Origin of the sequence: Nocardiopsis mangrovi (assembly GCF_042653925.1) — a bacterium.
Classification (GTDB): Bacteria; Actinomycetota; Actinomycetes; order Streptosporangiales; family Streptosporangiaceae; genus Nocardiopsis_B; species Nocardiopsis_B mangrovi.
In genome coordinates this window covers 1-17743 of record NZ_JBHSFQ010000009.1, presented here as the reverse complement: position 1 = coordinate 17743, position 17743 = coordinate 1, and the positions used below count along the sequence as shown (strand labels likewise).

The 17743-nt window shown below is 74.1% G+C and carries 16 protein-coding genes; 6 read left to right on the top strand and 10 right to left on the bottom strand.

Annotated elements, in window-relative coordinates; genetic code table 11:
- Window positions 1-60 precede the first annotated feature (60 nt).
- Complete coding sequence (locus ACFO4E_RS11695; protein ID WP_378573818.1) at window positions 61-969, top strand: helix-turn-helix domain-containing protein; 909 nt, start codon at window positions 61-63, stop codon at window positions 967-969.
- Between the two features lie 152 nt (window positions 970-1121).
- On the opposite strand, the gene ACFO4E_RS11690 is transcribed toward ACFO4E_RS11695, so the two are convergent.
- The 3 genes from ACFO4E_RS11690 to ACFO4E_RS11680 form a co-directional block, all read right to left on the bottom strand.
- Complete coding sequence (locus ACFO4E_RS11690) at window positions 1122-1361, bottom strand: hypothetical protein (RefSeq protein WP_378573817.1); 240 nt, start codon at window positions 1359-1361, stop codon at window positions 1122-1124.
- Window positions 1358-2302 carry a chymotrypsin family serine protease gene (locus ACFO4E_RS11685; protein WP_378573815.1) on the bottom strand — a complete coding sequence of 315 codons (945 nt, stop codon included), beginning with the start codon at window positions 2300-2302 and terminating at the stop codon, window positions 1358-1360. Before ACFO4E_RS11685 ends, ACFO4E_RS11690 begins: the two co-directional genes overlap by 4 nt.
- Before the next feature lie 61 nt (window positions 2303-2363).
- Complete coding sequence (locus ACFO4E_RS11680) at window positions 2364-3704, bottom strand: ROK family protein (RefSeq protein ID WP_378573814.1); 1341 nt, start codon at window positions 3702-3704, stop codon at window positions 2364-2366.
- A gap of 201 nt (window positions 3705-3905) precedes the next feature.
- On the opposite strand from ACFO4E_RS11680, the gene xylA reads away from it, so the two are divergent.
- Window positions 3906-5063: a xylose isomerase gene (xylA, locus tag ACFO4E_RS11675; protein ID WP_378573813.1), complete on the top strand. Its 1158-nt coding sequence runs from the start codon at window positions 3906-3908 to the stop codon at window positions 5061-5063.
- A 109-nt stretch (window positions 5064-5172) separates the two neighbouring features.
- On the opposite strand, the gene ACFO4E_RS11670 is transcribed toward xylA, so the two are convergent.
- The 4 genes from ACFO4E_RS11670 to ACFO4E_RS11655 all read right to left on the bottom strand — a co-directional run bounded on the left by ACFO4E_RS11670 (window position 5173) and on the right by ACFO4E_RS11655 (window position 9909).
- On the bottom strand, window positions 5173-7128 hold the full coding sequence (locus tag ACFO4E_RS11670; RefSeq protein WP_378573812.1) for an SGNH/GDSL hydrolase family protein: 1956 nt from the start codon (window positions 7126-7128) through the stop codon (window positions 5173-5175).
- 467 nt (window positions 7129-7595) lie between these two features.
- Window positions 7596-8447: a siderophore-interacting protein gene (locus ACFO4E_RS11665; RefSeq protein WP_378573810.1), complete on the bottom strand. Its 852-nt coding sequence runs from the start codon at window positions 8445-8447 to the stop codon at window positions 7596-7598.
- 93 nt (window positions 8448-8540) lie between these two features.
- Window positions 8541-9077 carry an NUDIX hydrolase family protein gene (locus tag ACFO4E_RS11660; protein WP_378573809.1) on the bottom strand — a complete coding sequence of 179 codons (537 nt, stop codon included), beginning with the start codon at window positions 9075-9077 and terminating at the stop codon, window positions 8541-8543.
- Between the two features lie 136 nt (window positions 9078-9213).
- Window positions 9214-9909, bottom strand: coding sequence for a TetR/AcrR family transcriptional regulator (locus ACFO4E_RS11655; protein WP_378573807.1), 696 nt, complete (start codon window positions 9907-9909; stop codon window positions 9214-9216).
- 307 nt (window positions 9910-10216) lie between these two features.
- Here ACFO4E_RS11655 and ACFO4E_RS11650 point away from each other — a divergent pair, with 307 nt between their 5' ends.
- Complete coding sequence (locus ACFO4E_RS11650) at window positions 10217-11473, top strand: cytochrome P450 (RefSeq protein ID WP_378573805.1); 1257 nt, start codon at window positions 10217-10219, stop codon at window positions 11471-11473.
- A gap of 153 nt (window positions 11474-11626) precedes the next feature.
- On the opposite strand, the gene ACFO4E_RS11645 is transcribed toward ACFO4E_RS11650, so the two are convergent.
- The 3 genes from ACFO4E_RS11645 to ACFO4E_RS11635 all read right to left on the bottom strand — a co-directional run bounded on the left by ACFO4E_RS11645 (window position 11627) and on the right by ACFO4E_RS11635 (window position 14368).
- Complete coding sequence (locus ACFO4E_RS11645; protein WP_378573803.1) at window positions 11627-12196, bottom strand: hypothetical protein; 570 nt, start codon at window positions 12194-12196, stop codon at window positions 11627-11629.
- 619 nt (window positions 12197-12815) lie between these two features.
- On the bottom strand, window positions 12816-13544 hold the full coding sequence (locus ACFO4E_RS11640; RefSeq protein ID WP_378573802.1) for a TetR/AcrR family transcriptional regulator: 729 nt from the start codon (window positions 13542-13544) through the stop codon (window positions 12816-12818).
- A 74-nt stretch (window positions 13545-13618) separates the two neighbouring features.
- The gene (locus tag ACFO4E_RS11635) at window positions 13619-14368 is read right to left on the bottom strand and encodes a hypothetical protein (RefSeq protein WP_378573800.1); all 750 of its coding nucleotides are present in this window, start codon (window positions 14366-14368) and stop codon (window positions 13619-13621) included.
- Between the two features lie 759 nt (window positions 14369-15127).
- Here ACFO4E_RS11635 and ACFO4E_RS11630 point away from each other — a divergent pair.
- The 3 genes from ACFO4E_RS11630 to ACFO4E_RS11620 form a co-directional block, all read left to right on the top strand.
- On the top strand, window positions 15128-16366 hold the full coding sequence (locus tag ACFO4E_RS11630) for an AGE family epimerase/isomerase (protein ID WP_378573798.1): 1239 nt from the start codon (window positions 15128-15130) through the stop codon (window positions 16364-16366).
- A gap of 43 nt (window positions 16367-16409) precedes the next feature.
- Entirely contained in the window at window positions 16410-17378 is a 969-nt protein-coding gene (locus ACFO4E_RS11625; RefSeq protein ID WP_378573796.1) for a carbohydrate kinase family protein, read from the top strand.
- 175 nt (window positions 17379-17553) lie between these two features.
- The coding region (locus ACFO4E_RS11620) for a helix-turn-helix domain-containing protein (RefSeq protein ID WP_378573794.1) at window positions 17554-17743 on the top strand (190 nt) is incomplete at its 3' end.

Genomic DNA, 17743 nt, shown 5'->3' with positions numbered 1-17743 from the left:
TTGCAGCAAACCGTGTTGTTCTGATTCACTGGCCACGATTCGGATGCCTGGGGAGGGCACATGGAGATTGCGCGGCCGGACGGCGACTCGCCACCCGCGAACTTACTCGCCCAATCACGGGGCGGCCCGACAGTGCTGCGCATTCTGCTGGGCACCCAGCTGCGCCGGCTGCGCACGGGCAAGGGCATTTCCCGTGAGGACGCGGGATATGAGATCCGCGCGTCGCACGCGAAGATCAGCCGGCTGGAATTGGGGCAGGTCAGCTTCAAGGAACGCGACGTCGCCGACCTGCTGACCCTGTACGGGGTCACCGACCCCGACGACCGCCACACCCTGCTCACACTGGCCCGCCAGGCCAACACTCCGGGCTGGTGGCACAAGTACAGCGATGTGCTGCCCTCATGGTTCGAGGTCTACGTCGGCCTGGAGGAGGCCGCCGCGATCATCCGGACCTATGAGATCCAGTTCATCCCCGGACTCCTCCAGTCCGAGGAGTACGCCCGCGCCGTCATCATGCTCGCGCACGGCAAGGCCCCGGCCGAGGAGGTCGACCGCCGGGTCAACCTGCGGATGACCCGGCAGCAGCGGCTGACCGGCCCCGAAGCGCCGCGGGTGTGGGCGGTCGTCGACGAGGCCGCGCTGCGCCGGCCGCTGGGCGGCGTGAGCGCCATGCGGGCGCAGATCGAGCACCTGATCGAGATGGCGACACTGCCCAACGTCACCCTGCAGATCGTCCCCTTCAACAAGGGCGGGCACGCCGCGGCGGGCGGGCCGTTCAGCATCCTCCGCTTCACCGGCGCCGACCTGCCCGACGTCGTCTACCTGGAACAGCTGACGAGCTCGCTGTACTTCGACAAGCCCGAGGAGACCGACGACTACATGGCGGTCATGGACCGGCTCTGCCTTGAGGCGGCGCCGGCGTCGGAGACCCCGCGCTACCTGCACCGGATCCTCGACGACCTGAGCTGATCGGCCCGTTCGGGCCCGCCGCCGCGCCGGACCTCCCCGCTGTCCGGCGCCCTTGCGCGGTACCCGGCCGGTCCCGCCCCGATGCCCGGGGCGGGACCGGCCGCGGTCGTGTCCGGGCAGGCCCGGGCCGGCGCGGCCCGGGCCACCCCGGCTCACAACGGCGTGATCGGGCCGGTGACGCGCCAGTGGACGGGCACGTCCTGGCGGTCGCCGCCCACCTCCGCCGGGCACACCTCCGGAGGGGTGTCGTCGAGGGCGCGCTCCAGCAGGACCTCGACCGCGTAGCCGTCTCCGTCGTCCACCCGGACACCGACCCCCAGGACACGGGGGTCGGCTCCGTACTGCTCGCGCACCCGGCGCTTGGCCTCCTGCGCGTACCGGTAATCGCTCATGCCTCGGATTCCACCAGCTGGGCACCGAACGCGTCGAGCACCCGCTGAATCGGGTTGGCGAAGGTCAGCCCGGTCCCGTCGGGGCCGCCCGAGGAGCTGCCCGCGAAGAGCAGGCCCACGGCGAGCCGGCCCTCCGTCGTCCAGATCAGCGAGCCGGAGTCGCCGCCGTCGCTGAACGCGCCGCCGGAGCCGGAGATCTCGACCTGGTCGTCGAAGGTGAGCACGCGCCCGCCGAAGTCGACCTGGAGGCCGTCGACCTCGAACGCGGTGATCCGGCCGCTGGTGTGGGCGGTGGTGCGGCCGACCTTGCTCACATCGGTCTCGGTCGGCGGCCACGGCGTGACGCCGGCGATGGGGCCGTCGGGGTAGGCCGCGGGGTCGTCGCCGATCCCGTCGTCGAGCCGGGCGATCGCCGCGTCGACCACATTGGGCTGGTCGTCGGACAGCGGCGCCATGGCGGTGAGGCGGGCGACCGCGTCGCCGGGGTCGGCGCCGCCGTCGGCACTCCCCGGCTGGAGCGCGGCGTCGCCGACCTGCGCGGCACCGCTGTCGCCCAGGACGTGGTTGTTGGACAGGATGTGCACCGCGCCGTCGACGACGGCGAACGCGCCGAGGGTGCCGGCGGTGATAGCGGGGTGGCCGACCGAGACGCCCGGGACCAGCGGGCGGTGCCGGCCCTGGAGGTCCTCCGGGGTGGGCGAACTGAGGGCGCGGATGTGGCCGACCTCGACGATGTCGACCTCGTCGCGGGCCTCGGCGGTGATCCTGCTCAGCACGGCGGCGGCCGGGCCGGCCTCGGCGACCCGCACGGCCAGGGAGTACTCCCCCGACGGGGTGAGGGTGATCCCGAGTCCCAGCCACGGGATGTCGACGGCGGCGGTGAGCGGGGTGGGGCTGTCGAAGAGGGTTCGCTTGAGTTCCCGGCATGACTCCAAGTGCATACAGGTGTCCTCTCGCGGGGGGAGCTGCACCGGACGGTGTTCTCGCATCGTAGATCGCGTTCTACGGCCATAGCCCCTGGTCGGAGCCTGTGACCGGCGCGACGTCCGGGGTTTGGGAACCGCCTCGGCCGGGCACTCGACCGGCCCTTGAGCGCGCTCCGAGCGGAGGGAAGGGCAGCCGCCCCCGGTCGAGATCGGCGAGCAGGGCGGCGGCCGCGCCGCGGGCCGCGGCGTTCAGCCCCAGCGTCGACGTGTGCATCAGCGGTTCGACCTGCGGCGGAGCAAGGACGTGGGTGGTCAGCGCGGCCTCGCACGCGGGGAGCAGCCAGGGTGCGAGCGGCACGAAGTAGCCGCCCAGGATCACCGCCCGGGGGTCGAGCAGGTTGGCGAGGACGGCCGCGCCGCGGCCGAGCCAGTCCCCCGCGTCGGCCAGGACCGTGAGCACTTCCGCATCACCGGCACCAGCGCGGTCGGCGGTCTCCCGGACCGCGCGGGCGATCGCCGCCCCGCCCGGGGAACCGCCCGGGAGCAGGCCGGGGGCCGTGCGGCGGAGGATCGCGGCGATCCCGGCCAGCGCCTCCAGGCAGCCGCGGCGCCCGCAGCCGCACAGCGGACCGCCGCGGGTGAGCGGCATGTGCCCGATCTCGCCGCCGTAGCCGCGGGTGCCGCGCAGCGGGCGTCCGTCGACCAGGACGCCCGCGCCGATCCCCACCTCCCCCGTGATGTACACCAGGCCGGGGGTTCCGGCGAGGTGGCCGCCGCGGTACTCGGCGACCACGGCGAGGTTGGCGTCGTTGTCGACCGCGACCGGCACCCCGGTCCGGCCGCGCCGGTCCAGCTCGGCGGCGAGCAGCCCGCGCAGCGGCAGGTCGCGCCAGCGCAGGTTGGGCGCGCGGGTGACGGTCCCGGATGCCGCGTCGACCAGGCCCGGGACCGCGATGCCCGCCCCCACGACAACGCGCCCGGCGAGCAGCGGGTCGGCGCAGGCCGAGGCGATGAGGTCCGCCAGGCGGCGCACGCCCGTCTCGGGGCCGGCGCCCGCGGCGTCGAAGTCGGCATGGCGGGCGAACAGCTCGCGTTCGACGAGGTCGACGGCGACGACGGTCAGGTAGTCGACGTTGACCTCCAGGCCGATGGCGGCGACGGACCGCGGGTCGACCTCCAGCATCACCCCCGGGCGGCCGACCCGGCGCTCGCCGGAGGCGGCACCGGTCTCGCGGAGCAGGCCGCGCTCGATCAGCTCGCCCACGATGCTGGAGACCGTGGACTTGGTCAGGCCGGTGGCCGCGGCGACGTCGGCGCGTGAGCAGGGTGCCGACCTGCGCACGCGGCGCAGGATCAGGGCGAGGTTGCCGTTGCGCACCGCGCGCTGGCCGGACTTGGCGTCGTCCCCGGTGTCCATCGCGCCCCGCCTCCTCCGGCCGTCCGGCCAGGGCGCCCAGCCTATTGACTTTTAGTTCGTACGAAAACCAAACTAATCCCGTCCGCGCCGCCGCCCTCGTTGCTCCGAGCCGCACCCGTGGCAACGGCCCTCCCCATCGCCGGGCACGGCGGCCGGCCCCGCGGGTACCGCCGACCGACGAGCAGAATGAGCGAGCCAGTCATGAGCGACTACCAGCCCGTCCCCGAGGACAAGTTCAGCTTCGGCCTGTGGACGGTGGGCTGGCGCGGCGTCAACACCTTCGGCGCCGCCGTCCGCCCCCCGCTCGACGGCGCCGAAGCCGTCCGCCGCCTCGCCGACCTGGGCGCCTACGGCATCACGTTCCACGACGACGACCTCATCGCGCCCGGCAGCTCCGCCGCCGAACGCGCCGCGGTGCTGAAGCGGTTCCGCTCCGCGCTGGACGACACCGGGCTCATCGTCCCCATGGTCACCACCAACCTCTTCAGTCACCCGGTGTTCCGCGACGGCGGGTTCACCTCCAACAGCCGCGACGTGCGGCGCTACGCCATCCGCAAGGTCCTGCGCAACATCGACCTGGCGGCCGAGATGGGGGCGCGCACGTTCGTCTGCTGGGGCGGGCAGGACGGCGCGGAGACCGAGGCGGGCAAGGACGAACGCGCCGCGCTCGACCGGCTGCGCGAGGCGTTCGACCTGCTGTGCGGCTACGTCCGCGACCGCGGCTACGACCTCCGCTTCGCCTTGGAGCCCAAGCCCAACGAGCCGCGCGGCGACGTGCTGCTGCCCACCGTCGGGCACGCGCTGGCCTTCATCAACGAACTGGAGCACCCCGAGATGGTGGGGGTGAACCCCGAGGTCGGGCACGAGCAGATGGCCGGGCTGAACTTCGCCCACGGGGTCGCGCAGGCGCTGTGGCACGGCAAGCTGTTCCACATCGACCTCAACGGCCAGCGCGGCGTCAAGTACGACCAGGACCTGCGGTTCGGCGCGGGCGACGTCAAGGAGGCGTTCTTCCTCGTCGACCTGCTGGAGACCGCGGGGTACGAGGGGCCGCGCCACTTCGACTTCAAGCCGCCGCGGACCGAGGACATGAACGGGGTGTGGGAGTCCGCGGCCGGCTGCATGCGCAACTACCTGATCCTCAAGGAGAAGGCCGCCGCCTTCCGCGCCGACCCCGACGTGGCCGCCGCGCTGGAGGCGTCCCGGGTCCCCGAGCTCGCCCGGCCCACCCTGGCCCCCGGGGAGTCGCTGGCGGACCTGCTGGCCGAGCGGATGGACCTCGACGCGGTGGGCGAACGCGCCTACCACTTCGAACGCCTGGACCAGCTGGCCACCGACCACCTCTTCGGCGTCCGCTGACCCCGGCGGGACGGCGCGCTCCGCGGCCGCGACCGCCGGCGGAGCGGCGGCGTGCCCGCCGCCGGCCCCGTGCCCGCCGCGCGGCGGGCACGGGGCCGGCGGACCGCGGTCAGGCGGCGAGGTCGGGCGGGACCAGGACGCCGAGGTCGATGGACTCGGCCGCCGCGCGCAGCCCGGCGTCACCGGGGTGCAGGTGGTCGCCGGAGTCGTAGGCGGGCAGCAGCCGCGCGGGGTCGGCGGGATCGCGCAGGACGGCGTCGAAGTCCAGCACCGCGTCGAACACCCCGCCCTCTCCGCCGTTGGCCCGGATGAAGGCGTTGACCCCCTGCCGCCGCTCCTCCACCGCCGGGGTGCAGTCGCGCCAGCCCATGCACGGCGCGACGGTGGCGGCGATGACGCGCAGCCCCTGCGCCCGCGCGCGCGTGGCGATGTCGGTGAGGGCCGCGTTGACCTCATCGGCGCCGGTACCGTGCCGGACGTCGTTGATCCCCTCGAAGACGACCACGGTGCGCGCGCCCGTCTGCGCGAGCACGTCGCGGTCGAGCCGGGCCTGCGCGCTGACGCCGCCGGTGGCGGTGCTGACGCCGTCGCCCGAGTAGTGGTGGGTCACGATGCGGTTGGCGGAGATCCCCTGGTTGAGGACGCCGTACCGGGGCACCTCGTCCTGGTCGCGCAGCCGCGCGGCGAGCACATCGGGCCAGCGCACGTTGGCGTCGGGGGTGGAGCCGACACCGTCGGTGATGGAGTCGCCGAGGGCGACGACCGACCCCGTGGTCCCCTGGACGTCGACTCCGGTGAGGAAGGGCCAAGTGGCGATGGTGCCGGTGAACGCGCCCGCGCCGGAATCGCCGGTGGCGTCGCCCGCGCCCGGGTCGGTGATGTAGTTGGTGCCGGTGGCGGCCGTGTGCACCGGCGCGGCCTCGACGGGCCCCGGCAGGTGCAGGCTGATCAGCAGGTCGGCCCCTTCGGGGATGCGCAGGCGGGCGCTGTCGCTGACGATCTGGCCGCCGGCGGGGATCCGCGCCGACCCATCGCCGCCGAAGGTCAGGGGAACGGGGCGGCCCGCGGTGGCGGCGCCGTTCGCGCGCAGCGCGATGGTCGCCCGCCCGATGTCCACGGGCGCGGCGGCGAAGGTGTTGTCCAGCCGGACCCGGGCGGCCGGGCCGCCGGCGCTGCCGTGCACGGCCAGGCGCACGGTCTGGTCCTGCCACGGTCCGACGCGCGCGTAGCCGGACGTGCTCGCCGACCAGCTTCCGGTCCAGTCGCCGGCGGGTTCGCGCAGTGCCAGCGCGAAGACGTGGATGCGCGCCGCGCCCGACGCGCGCGGCAGGGCCACATACGCGACCTCGCGGTCCGCGTCGATCGGGGCGGTGACCGTGTAGAGCCGGACGGGCGACGCCGTCTCGCCCTGCGGCGTGCTGCTGACCGGAAGCTGCACGGCCTTGGCCGGGTGGGGCCCGGTGGACCAGTCGGGGACGGCCAGGGCGAGCGGGGCGGTGCCGCCGTCCGCGTAGTGGACGGTCCCGGATCCGGTGGCGTCGCCCCCGGTGGCGGTGGCGATGAGGGTCAGCGCGTCCCCGCTGCCCTCCACGAGCACCCGCTGGCCGTCGGCGACGACATTGTCGGGTTCGCCGGGTCCGGAATCGGGCCAGGTCAGCCGGGTTCCGTTCAGGGTGATGGGCTGCCCGGGCCCCCAGCCGGCCGCCGCGAGCGACCCGGCGGTCAGGCCGCGCCCGCTGCCGTCGAGGTCGGCGGCCGAGGGGTCGTCGGCGGGGGCGATCCCGGTGTTGTCCATGAGGTCGGCCAGCGGAAGCGCCTCCTCGGGGGCGTAGCCGTCGCCCGAGGTGCCCGCGTAGCCGTCGGCCGCGGCCCCGGGGCGCGCCGCACCGGGGCCTCCGGGGTCGGTGGCGGACGCGGCGGCGGCGCCGGGCGCCACGGCGGCGGCCGCGAGCAGCGTTCCCAGAGTGAGCGCGATGAGCCGCGACGCCGGGAGCGGTGCGCCCCTCCTGCGCCTGTCACCTGTTCCGGTGGATCCGACGGCTCCGGCGGTTCTGCACGCGACCATGCGCACCCTGCCTCTCCATGGGGAAAGCACCATAGGCACACCCGACATCACCGGAGCAAGGAGAACCCCGCACGTCCCGGGAACAACCTTCCGGGGAACGTCCGACGACCACCGGATCCCTTGCGCAGCAGGCATTCCGAAGGGGTCAAACCCCTCTAAGCGACACCACAAGGGGACGCCACCCCAAGCGCCGGCCCGGCCGCGGTGACGCGGGGGCATCGTCCCGGAAAGGGCCGTTCGGGCCGCCATCGCCCATGTGGTGGCGGATGGTGGCCAAGGCTCCCGAAGGATGTCGGCTTGGAGTGTCGGAGAATTTGTTCCCTTATGACCGATTCAACGGCGGTGCGGGATCCCGGCCTTCGCCAAAAAAGGACCGGCGGCGCACCAAGCCGGCGGCGGGATCGCCCGGGCCGCTCCCGGTTCGCCGACGCCTCGGCGGGCGCACCGGCGGCAGGAGCGGGGGCCGGTCAGGACGCGCCGAGGGCCGCCGACTCCTCCGCTTCCACCCTGCTGTTCCATTCCGCCTTGGACGACTGCCAGCCGTCCTCGTCGGTACCCGTGCGCCAATAGCCCGAGATGGAGAGGTTCTCCCGCGGCACCTGGCGCTCGATGCGCAGGAAGCGGCGCAGGTCCTTGACGAAGTGGGCCTCGCCGTGGACGAACGCGTGGACGGCGCCCTCCGGCGCCTCCAGGCCGCGCACGCGCTCGACCAGTGCCTCCCCCACGCGCCGGCCGCCGCGGTGGACCCAGTGCACCGTGACGCCGTCGTGCGCGGCCAGCTTCTGCTCCTCAGCGGCGTCGGCGACCTCGACGACCACATGGGCGGGCGCCCCCGCCGGGAGCCGCTCCACCGATGCGGCGATGGCGGGCAGCGCGCTCTCGTCGCCGACCAGGAGGTGCCAATGGGCGTCGGCGGCCGGGGCGTAACCGCCGCCGGGCCCCAGGAACAGGATCTCGTCGCCGGGGCGGGCGCCGGCCGCCCACGGGCCGGCCAGGCCGCGGTCGCCGTGGTGCACGAAATCGATGGTCAGCTCGCGGCTGTCGGGGTCCCAGGCGCGGACGGTGTAGGTGCGCGTGCGCGGCCACTGGTCGCGCGGGAGCTCGCGCCGGATCGCCTCCATGTCGAAGGGCTCGGGGTAGGCGACCCCGGGGACCGGGAAGAGGAGCTTGACGTAGTGGTCGGTGTACTCGCCCGCCTGGAACCCCGTCAGCCCGTCGCCGCCGAGGACGACCCTGATCATGTGCGGGGTCACGGACGACGCGTGCAGCACCCGCCCGCGGTGGACCCGTCGTTTCGCGCGTGCCGGCTGCTCGGCCATGCGTCCCGCCTTCTTCGCTCGTCGGTTCCGGTTGCCCGATCCGGTTAGGCAAGCCTAACCGATCGACGACGTGTCCGCCGACCGTGCGGGCGCCTACTCCAGGCGGCCGACGTGGGCCAGTGCCTGGCGCAGGAGTGCGCCCTGGCCGCCGGTCATCTCCTGCTGCACGTCGGGGCCCGCCGCCTCCTCCGGAGTGAACCACACCAGGTCCAGGGCGTCTTGGCGCGGCTGGCAGTCGCCTGAGACCGGCACGATGTAGGCCAGCGACACCGCGTGCTGGCGCGGGTCGTGGAACGGGGTCACCCCGGGCGTGGGGAAGTACTCCGCGACGGTGAAGGGCTGAGGGGAGGCCGGAATGCGCGGCAGCGCCACCGGCCCCAGGTCCTTTTCGAGGTGGCGCAGCAGCGCGTCGCGGACGCGCTCGTGGTAGAGCACGCGCCCCGCGACCAGCGCCCTGCTGATCGACCCGTCCGGCCCGACGCGCAGGAGCAGGCCGACACTCGTCACGGTGCCGGATTCGTCCACTCGCACCGGGACGGCGTTGATGTAGAGGATCGGCATCCGGCCGCGGGCGGCCTCCAGCTCCCCGTCGGAGAGCCAGCCGGGCATGGTGTCGGTCGTTTCGGTCATGACTGACGTTCTACCCCATCGGCTCGGGCGCCCGCCCCCTGACCCGCGTGTTCTCCGGCCCGTACGGAGGTGGCGGAGCGTCCCGGCGCCGACGCGCGATCGGGCCCGGCCACCCGGTGCCCTGGGGCGGGGCGGCTCACTCTCCGGTGGCCGCCCCCCGGGACGGGTCCGGGCCGCCCGGCGCGGGCGCGGCCGGGTAGCCGAGGGACGCGAGGAGGGACTGGAGGAGGGCCTCCTTGCGCCGTGCGATCCGGGCCCGGTCGGGCCACGGCGGGACGGTGAAGAGCATGTAGCAGTTGCGCTCGACGGTCCACATGAAGACCGTGAGGACCTCCTCCAGATCGCTTTGGTGGGCGGCGGGGCTGTACCGGGGGTCGGCGCGCGCGACCCGTGCCATCGGCGGGACCCACGACTCCATGTACCGCCTCCATTCGGCGAGGTACCGGGGATCGGCCACGATGAGGTCGACCCCCGCCTGCACGATGCGCGGCTGCGTGGCCCACTGCGCCAGCAGTGCGTCGAAGTGGCGCTCGAAGAAGGCGGCGAAGTCCTCCCCCTCCTGCGGCTCCTGCGCCTCGGCGAGCAGGTTGCGGATGTTCATCAGTTCGGCGATGAGCTCGTACTTGTCGCCGAAGTAGTAGTAGAGGCTCGCCTGGTGCACCCCGACCTCGCGGGCGATCCCGGTGAGGGTCAGATCGGCCAGCGATCCGCCGCCCTCCAGGAATTCCTCCGCGGCGCGCAGGATCTTCTCCCGCGTGGCCGGTTTGCGCCGTTCCCGTGGCCGACGGTCCCAGGATCTGGCAATGTCGTTTCCACCCGTGTCCCCCTGCACGCCTTCGGCCCCCATATCCGGCCCGGCCCCGCCCGCACGCGTCGTGATCGGAAAGCGGCGGGCGAGATATTTCAATACGTATTGAAAAACATTCTTCCATGCTGGAGAATGCCTCGCACAGCCAGGGACATCGGAGACGACCGGAACACTCCCGTCCGCTGCCGCAGAGGAGCACTAGTATGACGCGTCGGGTGGCGCGCCGCCCACGAGGCGACGTGGCGGCCGGATCCCCTCCCCACCCGGCACTTGGGCGCGCGGCCGCGCGCCCCCTGCCCGCCCCGCCCCTCCGCACCGGCGGGCGGCCGCAGTGGACGATCTGATCGAACGCCTGCTGCGGGGGCACGAGGACCCCTGGCCGCTCTACGAACGCCTGCGGGAGTCCGGGACCGGCGTGCACTTCTTCGATGGCATCGGCACCCGCGGCGCCTACCTGTGCTTCCGGCACGCCGACATCACCCGCATCCACCACTCCCCCGAGACCTTCGGTGCCGCGGACTTCCGGTCGACCTCCGCCGCCGTGCACGACCCCGCCGATCCCGAACAGCGCCGGTTCGTCGACATCTGGTCGCGCCAGGCCGTCTTCCGCGACGGCGCGGAGCACAAGCGGCTGCGGCGGGCGCTCAAGACGGCCTTCGCCGGCCCGGCCGCCGAGCGCGTCCACGGGTGCGTACGGCACGCGTCCGACGACGTCATCGCACGGATCTTCCTGCGCGGCCACACCGAGATCGAGTTCATGCGCGAGGTCGCCGCCGAGGTGCCCATAGCGGTGAGCGCGCGGATCCTCGGAATCGACCCCGCCGACCGCGACCGCTTCCGTTCCTGGTGCCAGGCGCTGCTGTCCGCATCCGCCACGCCGCCCTGCCCGGTGTCGGGACGGCCCAGCCCGCCCGAGGTCGCGCCCGCGAACGAGCTCGTCGACTACCTGCGCGCCGCACTGCGCGCACGGCGGCGCGTCCCGGGGACGGACCTGATCTCCGCGCTCGCGCGCAGTCCGGAGTTCGCCCCCGCCCACGCCGATGGCGACCCCGATGTCCTGGCCCAGCTCGTCCTGATCCTGACGGCCGGCAACGACGCGACCTCGAACCTGCTGGGCAACGCCGTCAACCTGCTGCTGGACCTGCCCGACGTGCGGACCCGGCTGGCCGATGAGCCCGGGCGCCTCGGCGCCGCGGTCGAGGAGGTCCTGCGCTTCGCGCCCCCGCTGCACATGACCTGCCGGGTCGCGCTCCGCGATGTCGAACTGGGCGGGCACGACGTGCCCCGGGGGACCCCGGTCGTCCAGGCCATCCCCGCGGCCAACCGCGATCCGCGGGTGTTCACCGAGCCCGACGTCTTCCGGATCGACCGGTTCACCCGCGGCGACGCGCCCGCCCATGTGTCGTTCGCGCCCGGGCAGCACCACTGCATCGGCGACCAGCTGGCCCGGCTGGAGGCGCAGGTCATGCTCGCCCGGTTCCTGGCCCACTTCCCGGGGATCACGCGGGGATCGCTGCCCGCTCTCCCCCAGGTCGATCGCACGCACGCGCGCGGCTGGAAGACCCTCCCCGTGCGGCTGCGTCCCTGAAACCCGGGGCCCGGGTGGTGGACGGCCGCCGGGGGCCCGCCCCGTCCGGCCGCCGGCGACGGCGGCGGCCGTGTCCGCCGCCCCTATCGGTGCCCGCCACCGCCGCGCCCGCCGGGGCGGGCCGCGAGCCGGGCACCGATAGGGGCGCGGGGGTCACCAGGCGCCGGGCGGGAGGTCGGCGCCGGCCGCCTTGAGGGCGTCGGCCCGCTTGATCCTGCGCCAGGCGGTCGCCCAGCGCTGGTAGTCGTCCTCGGTCCCGCCGCAGGCGACCACCAGGGCGTTGACCAGGACGAGCTTGGGCAGCCGGGTGTCGTCGCGCAGCGCCTTCCAGAAGGTGCTGTAGGCGCAGACACCGCCGCAGAACCGCTCAAGGTCGCGGTAGGAGAGATCGGCCCACGCCTGGAGTTCCCGCATGGCCCCCACATAGGCGCCGATGGTCGTCGCCTGCATGGGATCGGGGCGCTGGTCGTGGCCTTCGATGTCGCGCACGGCGGGGGGCCGGGGCCGGGGCGGCTGGCCCCCGCCGTCGCGAACGCCGTGCCGCGGGTCCGCGGATTCGGCGGTCTCGGCGACCAGGCGCACCTCGCCGTAGTAGTGGCCGTCGCGGCCCCGTCGGACATTGCGCGGCTGGGCATCGCGCGCCACCCGGTAGACGGTGGGCCGCAAAGACCGCCGCATCGACTCGTTGGGGCCGGTCGGGTCCAATAAGTCCGCAGCGTTCATCGCGCCTCCATCCGGGCGGAACAGGCGGCGGACCGGGCGGGACCGGCGCCGGAGGTGGTTTCGGGGAACACGATGTCCTCGTTCTCAGGGAATCGGATGTCGAGTGGAATGGGATCGCGTATTCTCGCGCGGCCGGGCAATGGAGAGAGAACCCGGCCGATGTGCGACCCGCTGGCCAGACGGTACCTGATCGCTCCGGGTGCGCAATAGGAGCCGGTGGGTCAGCGCCCGAAGTCGTCTGTTTTATCAGGTGGCGCGCGTTTCTTCCGGTTCACGTCCGCTCTGCGGTGTTCTCCGTTGAACGTCGTTTACGCCCGTCCAGGGCCGTCGAAAATCGATGACGTGCGTTTATTCGCGTTCATAAGTTGTGGTCTTCGTCCCGCACGATAGATTGTCCACGTCAGAGGGGCGGAGAATTCCGCCTGTTTCGGGTTTCCACTCCGATGGATTACGGATCTCCTGAACAGGTGCCGTTTGCCGTTCCGGCTGTCGAGCGGAACCGTGCGGCGTGCCGCGGGAGAGGAGAGACTCCGGCGGCACTGCTCTGCCCGCACGAGAGGTGCGCCGCCCCGAAGGGGGCGGCGTGCGTTCACACCGCCCGTTCCGCGGGGTCCCGGGGTCAGGCCGGCGGGCCGCCTTCCGGGACGTCGGCCCGCGCCACCCTGTCGAGCCACTCGGCGAGCAGCCGGTGTTCGGCGGGGGTCAGTGCCGGTCCCACCTCAGGCAGGACCGCCTTCATGGCGACGGCCCGCGCGGCCGTCCGGCGCTCCCCGGTGTCCGTCGCCCCGGGGCCGGTGGCGATGGCCATCAGGACGGCTTCACGGGTGAGCCGGGAGAGCGCGGGGCCGCCCTCGGCGGGCCCGGCGGCGATCAGGCTCAGCGTGACCCCGCTGCACGCGGCGTGGATCATCCCGGCCGCCGCCTCGACCTCCACGCGCAGCCGCCCCTCCCGCGCCGCGGCCTCCACCAGGCGGCGCAGGATCCGGGCGGCCTCACGGGCGGCGGGCCGCTGCGCGCCGAAGCGGGGTTCGCCGTACATCAGGGCGTAGAACGCCGGATTGCGCAGGCCGAAGTCGACGTGCGCGTCCCAGCCGCGCCGCAGGTCCTCCACGGGGTCGTCCGCCGGCTCCCGCGAGGTCTTGGCCTCCAGGTAGGCCGTGAAGGCGTGGTCGGCGACCGCGTCGAGCAGGCCCTGCTTGTCGCCGAAGAGGCGGTAGATGGCGGGTGCCTGCACCCCGGCGGCGCTGCTCACCGCGCGGGTGGACACCGCGTCGCGCCCGCCCTCGGCGAGCAGCGCCGCCGCGGCCTCCACGATCCGCTGCCGGGTACGTGATCGCCGCTCGTCCATGAATCAACGATAACAGGTGAATGTTATCTGGATCACACGGATGGGCCGGGCGGCCGCACGCCGCAGCGGCACACTCAGGACAGGGTCAGGGAGGCCAGAGCGGCGCCCTGCACGAGCGTTCCGAGGCCGACGCTGAGCATGAGGGCCGACAGCAGGATCTCGCGGGTGCGGCGGCCGGTCCAGAAGAGGACGCCCTCGAGGGCGGCGTGCGCCCCGGCGGCGATCATCGCGAAGCCGATCCACTGCTCAGGGGCGTAGGCGCCGAGGAGGGTCATTCCGGCGCCGAACCACAGGGCGAAGACGACCCCGAGGAAGGCGCACGCCAGGCCCCACACGATGTGCAGGCGGTTCACCATGCCGGTGATCGAGCGCCCCCACCGGGCCGTCCCGGTCCGCCCGGTCAGGCCGGAGCGGCCGAACCGGTCGATCCCCATCCCGGCCACGGCCACCCCGGTCACGATCAGGTAGGCGGGCCACCCGTAGTCCATCGCGCCGTAGAGGAGCAGCAGACCCGACGTCACCGACGACGCGCCGCCGACCGCCAGGATCCAGCCCGAGGCCACCGCGAGGGGCGGGCGCGCGGCGTACAGCCGCGTCCCCACGGCGAGCAGGGCCAGCCCGATCGTCAAGGGGAACCACGCCCACCACGGCCCCGGCGTGTGGCCGGTGCCCAGGAGCGTGAGGAGGACCCCGGCCAGAGCGGCCAGCGTCAACAGCGCTCCGGGGCGCACCACCGGCCCGCGGACGAGGTCGGGGGCGTCCGGCGCGGACGACAGGGGGGCGCCGGGCGAACCGGGCGCGGGGACGGTTCCGTGCGCGTTCATCTGGCGCCTCCTAGCGGCCCTCGTGGCCGTGGCGGGTGGTGGCGGTGAGCGGAGACCGCCGGGGCATACGACGATTCTGTCCACGCGAGCCGGTCCGGTCAGGAGCACGCGTTCCCCAATAGGGGTGGTGCGCGCACCACCCCGCCGCCCCCTTACCCGCCCCTCACCCGCAGCGGACCGGCGCGGGAGGCGGGCCCCCCGGGGGGGTGGGTGCCGGGGGTCCCGGGGCGCGGGGCCACAGGGCGCCGCCGTCTGCGGGCCGGCCCCGCACCCGCGCGCGCCCCGCGCTCTCGTTCTCGACGAGGCCGCGGTCGCGGTCGCGGTCGCACGGCATCCGAAAAGCGCTCGCCATCGACCAGGGTGCGGGGGTTCCAGGGCGCCACCGGGCGCGGTGCGCCGGGGCCCGGTGAGGGGCCCGGCGCTACGATCGCGGTGGCCCGCGTCCGTCCGCCGGGCGCGGGCGCGGGCGCGGACCCGACCGAGCCATCCCCGACCCCCTCCGTGCACGGCGGGGCTCCGCCCTCGCGGGCGTGATCCCGCCGCTTCACGGCCCGCATCCCCGAACCGACGGCATAGGACGGAGTGGCGCCCAGTGGCCTCACCCACGCCCCGCAGACCCCGCTTCCCGCCCGCACGGCGGACCGCCGGACCGGCGCGGCCGATACCGGCGGGCCACGGCCGGCAGGCCGCACGGCGATAGTCAAGGACGCGTTCCTCCTCCCCGGCCGAGACCGGGGATTCCCACGCAAGGAGCTTCAGATGACCGATGCCTGGGTGGACCTGCCCGGCCACCGCGCATGGCTGCACCGCGAGGAGCTGCGGCTGACCGACTTCGGGATGGCCGCGGCCCTCCCCGGCGGCGGGTTCGGCTGGCTGGACGCCGACGGGCGGCGCAGCGCCGATCCGGCCGTGCACACCTGGATCACCGCCCGGATGACCCACGTCTACTCGCTCGCGCACCTGCGCGGTATCCCGGGTGCGGGTCCCCTGGCCGACAACGGACTGGCCGCCCTCACCGGCCGGCTGCGCGACAGCGAGCACGGCGGCTGGTTCTCCAGCACCGACGCCGCCGGCGCCGCACCCGCCGCCACCGGCAAGAGCGCCTACGACCACGCGTTCGTCGTCCTGGCCGCCGCGTCGGCGACGGTGGCGGGCCGGCCCGGTGCCGCGCCGCTGCTGGAGGAGGCGCTGGGCGTCGTGGAGCAGCACTTCTTCGACACCGCCACCGGGCTGAGCGTGGAGGGCTACGACCGCGACTGGAGCGTGTGCGAGGACTACCGGGGCGCCAACAGCAACATGCACCTGGTGGAGGCGTTCCTCGCCGCCGCCGACGCCACCGGCGACACGGTGTGGCGGGACCGGGCACTGGGCATCGCCGAGCGGCTGATCCACCGGATCACGGCCGCCAACGGGTGGCGGCTGCCCGAGCACTTCACCGCCGGCTGGGAGCCGGTGCTCGACTACAACCGCGATCAGCCCGCCCACCCGTTCCGGCCGTTCGGCTCCACCGTGGGCCACTGGCTGGAGTGGGCGCGGCTGCTCGTCGCGCTCGACGCGTCGCTGGGCGAGGCGGCCCCGGGCTGGCTGGTCGAGGACGCCGAGCGGCTGTTCGATCTCTCTCTCACGCACGGCTGGGACGTCGACGGCGCCGCGGGGTTCGTCTACACACTGGACTGGGACGACCGCCCGGTGGTGCGCGAGCGCATGCACTGGGTCCCGGCGGAGGCCCTGATGACCGCCGCCGCCCTGCGCCGCCGCACCGGCGAGGAGCGCTACGAGGAGGCGTACCGCACCCTGTGGGACTATGTGCGCCGGTACCTCGTGGACACCGCGCGCGGAAGCTGGCACCACGAACTGGCCCCGGACAACACGCCCTCCGCCACGGTGTGGGCGGGCAAGCCGGACCTGTACCACGCCTACCAGGCGGTGCTGCTGCCGCTGCTGCCCGCCGCCCCGTCCGCGGCGACCGCCCTCCGCGCCAACGGGGCCGCCCTGTGAGCGCCCCGGTCCGGACCGCCCTTCGTGCCGACGGAGCCGCCCTATGAGCACCCCGAACCCGACCGCGCCGCGGCTGGCCGTCCTCGGCGAGAACGTCGTGGACTTCCTGCCCCTGGGCGACGACGCGTTCCGCGCGGTGGCCGGGGGCGGGCCCGCCAACATCGCCGTCGCGGCGGTACGGCTGGGGCTGCCGACGGCGCTGATGGCGCGCACCGGCGGCGGCCCGATGGGCGAGCTGGTACTGCGCCGGCTGCGCACCGAGGGCGTCGACGAGCGGCACCTGGTGCGCACGGCGGAGTCGACGGCGCTGGCGATCGCGGCGGTGGGCGCCGACGGCGGGGCGTCCTACGACTTCCGCTTGGGCGACGCCGCCGATTGGAACTGGACGGAAGGCGACCTCCCCGAACGGCTCGACCCCGCCATCACGGCGCTGCACACCGGGTCCATCGCGGCCCTGCGCGCGCCGGGCGCCGACACGGTCGAGGCGCTGCTGCGCCGCGAGCGCGAGCGCGGCGGGGTGACCATCGGCTTCGACCCCAACATGCGGCCCGCGGTCATCGACCCGCTGGAGCGGAGCCGGGCGCGGACCGAGCGGCTGGCGGGACTGTCCCACCTGGTCAAGGTGAGCGATGAGGACCTGGGCCACCTGTACCCGGGCACCGATACGGAGGAGGCCGCGCGGTCCCTGCTCGACCTGGGTCCGGGGCTGGTCGTGGTGACCAAGGGCGGTGACGGCGCGGTCGCACTCACCCGGGCCGAGCGGGTGGCGGTCGCGGCGCCGGAGGTGGAGGTGGCCGACACGGTCGGCGCGGGCGACACCTTCATGGGGGCGCTGCTGTGGCGGCTGGACGCCGCGGACCTGCTCGGCGGCGCCGACCTGGGCGCCCTGGACGCCGACGTCCTGGCGGAGCTGCTGTCCTACGCCGCCGCGGCGGCGGCCTGCGTCGTCACCCGCCCCGGCGCCGACCCCCCGACCGCCGAGGAGGTCGAGTCCATGCGCCTCCGGGTCTGAGGGGCATACGGGAAGGCCACCACACCGTCGGGGTGGTGGCCTTTGCTGTGGGGGCTAGATGTACTGATCACAGAGGTTAGGTACAGCCCGGCGGCGATTTGACAGCAAGAGAGGGCCTCCGACATAGGTGTGGATTGTCGAAGATCAACACCTGTAGAAGGTCAGGAGGCCCTCCGTGGCTCACACTACCCACGCCAACGCCCGCCTCACACCCGCCGGGCGCCTGGCCTTGGCCCGATGCGTGGTCGATGACGGCTGGCCGCTCCGACGCGCCGCCGACCGCTTCCAGACCAGCGTGAGCACCGCCAGGCGCTGGGCAGGCCGCTACCGCGCACACGGACAGGCGGGCATGCGCGACCGCTCCA

Coding starts and splice junctions, on each gene's coding strand:
- ACFO4E_RS11695 (WP_378573818.1), top strand. CDS start 61: ATGGAGATTGCGCGGCCGGACGGCGACTCGCCACCCGCGAACTTACTC.
- ACFO4E_RS11690 (WP_378573817.1), bottom strand. CDS start 1,361: ATGAGCGATTACCGGTACGCGCAGGAGGCCAAGCGCCGGGTGCGCGAG.
- ACFO4E_RS11685 (WP_378573815.1), bottom strand. CDS start 2,302: ATGCACTTGGAGTCATGCCGGGAACTCAAGCGAACCCTCTTCGACAGC.
- ACFO4E_RS11680 (WP_378573814.1), bottom strand. CDS start 3,704: ATGGACACCGGGGACGACGCCAAGTCCGGCCAGCGCGCGGTGCGCAAC.
- xylA (WP_378573813.1), top strand. CDS start 3,906: ATGAGCGACTACCAGCCCGTCCCCGAGGACAAGTTCAGCTTCGGCCTG.
- ACFO4E_RS11670 (WP_378573812.1), bottom strand. CDS start 7,128: ATGGTCGCGTGCAGAACCGCCGGAGCCGTCGGATCCACCGGAACAGGT.
- ACFO4E_RS11665 (WP_378573810.1), bottom strand. CDS start 8,447: ATGGCCGAGCAGCCGGCACGCGCGAAACGACGGGTCCACCGCGGGCGG.
- ACFO4E_RS11660 (WP_378573809.1), bottom strand. CDS start 9,077: ATGACCGAAACGACCGACACCATGCCCGGCTGGCTCTCCGACGGGGAG.
- ACFO4E_RS11645 (WP_378573803.1), bottom strand. CDS start 12,196: ATGAACGCTGCGGACTTATTGGACCCGACCGGCCCCAACGAGTCGATG.
- ACFO4E_RS11640 (WP_378573802.1), bottom strand. CDS start 13,544: ATGGACGAGCGGCGATCACGTACCCGGCAGCGGATCGTGGAGGCCGCG.
- ACFO4E_RS11635 (WP_378573800.1), bottom strand. CDS start 14,368: ATGAACGCGCACGGAACCGTCCCCGCGCCCGGTTCGCCCGGCGCCCCC.
- ACFO4E_RS11630 (WP_378573798.1), top strand. CDS start 15,128: ATGACCGATGCCTGGGTGGACCTGCCCGGCCACCGCGCATGGCTGCAC.
- ACFO4E_RS11625 (WP_378573796.1), top strand. CDS start 16,410: ATGAGCACCCCGAACCCGACCGCGCCGCGGCTGGCCGTCCTCGGCGAG.